We start from the raw sequence: 1,981 nt of genomic DNA on the forward strand, positions 1-1,981 counted from the left end.
CCCCTCTCTCGCCCCGCCGGGCGAAAGAGGGGAGCCTCATTTGGTTTCTCCGCGTCGATCAGGCTTCTACGACATCGACTTGCTTAATAAACTTCTCGCCACTGCTTCCGCCACCTTGATGCCATCTACGCCTGCGGACAAAATGCCGCCGGCATAGCTGGCACCCTCGCCGGCGGGGTACAGCCCGCGCGTGTTGCTGCTCTGAAAATCCTCGCCCCGGGGAATTTTCAAAGGCGATGAGGTGCGGGTTTCCACACCGGTCAACACCGCGTCGGGCATGTCAAAACCCTTGATCTTGCGGGCAAAGGCGGGCAGGGCCTCGCGGATGGCGTCAATGGCGTAGGTCGGCAGGGCTGTGGCCAGATCGCCCAGCGCGACACCGGGCTTGTAAGAGGGCTCCACCCCGCCGAGTTGCGTGGAGGCTTTGCCCGCCATGAAGTCGCCGACCAGTTGGCCGGGCGCGTCGTAGTTTGAGCCACCCATCAGGTAGGCCTTCGATTCCAGCTGGCGCTGCAGCACGATACCGGCGAGCGGGTGGTACACGGTGCCGGGCATCGGTTGCGCCTGCACCTGTTCGCCCAGGGTGGCCTGAAATGATTCGGCGTCAAGGGGGTAGTCGCTCGGCTCGATGCCGACCACGATGCCGGCATTGGCGTTGCGCTCGTTGCGCGAGTACTGGCTCATGCCATTGGTCACCACGCGGCCGGGCTCCGACGTGGCGGCCACCACCGTGCCTCCGGGGCACATGCAAAAACTGTAAACCGAGCGGCCGTTGCCGGCGTGGTGCACCAGTTTGTAGTCGGCCGCACCCAGGCTCGGGTGGCCGGCATGGCGACCCCAGCGGGCGCGGTCAATCACGCTTTGCGGGTGCTCGATGCGAAAGCCGATCGAAAACGGCTTGGCTTCCATCGCCACGCCGCGTTGGTACAGCATCGTGCAGGTGTCGCGCGAGCTGTGGCCCGGCGCCAGCACCACCTGGTTGGCCGGCAGCTCGTACGACTGTCCCGTGGCCTGGTCCAGCACCGTCAAACCGCGCACCTGTCGCCCATTCCGATCATCTTCAATCAGCACATCGGTCACGCGCTGCTGAAAGCGGATGTCACCGCCCAGTGCCAAGATTTGTTCGCGCAGGTTTTCGACCACCTTCACCAGCTTGAAAGTGCCGATGTGCGGATGGGCATCCACCAGAATTTCGGGCGGCGCGCCTGCTTTGACGAACTCGTTCATCACCTTGCGGCCGAGAAAGCGCGGATCCTTGATCTGGCTGTAGAGCTTGCCGTCTGAAAACGTGCCGGCACCGCCCTCGCCAAACTGCACGTTGGACTCGGGGTTGAGCACATGCTTGCGCCACAGGCCCCAGGTATCCTGGGTGCGTTCGCGCACTTTTTTACCGCGCTCCAGCACGATGGGCTTGAAGCCCATTTGCGCCAGCACCAGCGCGGCAAAAATGCCACACGGACCGAAGCCCACCACCACCGGGCGCGGCCCGGCGTTGACCGGGGCCTGCGCCACCGGGTGGTAACTCATGTCAGGCGTGGCAAAGATGTGCGGGTTGCCCGCGAACTTCGCCAGCAACGCGGCTTCCAGCGTGGGGGCAGGTTTCGCCGCCGGGCCGCCCCAAGGCGAAACAGCCCCCTCGGGGGGCAGCGAGGACGCGTCAGCGCCGAGTGTGGGGGCCACTTCCAAATCTACGATGTAGACCTGTATCAACGTCGCCTTGCGCGCGTCAAAGCTGCGCTTGAAAATAGTGAATCCTCGCAAGGCATCGGGCGCCACGCCCAGCGTCTTGGCAATCAGTTCGGGCAGTGCGTTATTGGCGTGCGCCAAGGGGAGTTTGAGTTCGGTCAGGCGGATCATGTCAGAAGGCTTGTGTCTATCAAGCAGAAGATCACTATGATACTTGTTGGCCTTTGACCGGACCCGGACAACGCCGCTTGCGTCAAGATTGTATTTTGGCAGCGCTTGTTTAAGAATAACTTCG

1 protein-coding gene is annotated in these 1,981 nt (G+C 63.0%); it reads right to left on the reverse strand.

Annotated elements, in window-relative coordinates; translation table 11 throughout:
- Positions 1–66: 66 nt before the first annotated feature.
- Positions 67–1,857, reverse strand: coding sequence for an NAD(P)/FAD-dependent oxidoreductase (locus B3V69_RS19485; RefSeq protein WP_296449089.1), 1,791 nt, complete (start codon positions 1,855–1,857; stop codon positions 67–69).
- Positions 1,858–1,981 lie beyond the last annotated feature (124 nt).

This window comes from Rhodoferax sp. UBA5149 (assembly GCF_002413825.1).
Lineage (GTDB): Bacteria > Pseudomonadota > Gammaproteobacteria > Burkholderiales > Burkholderiaceae_C > Rhodoferax.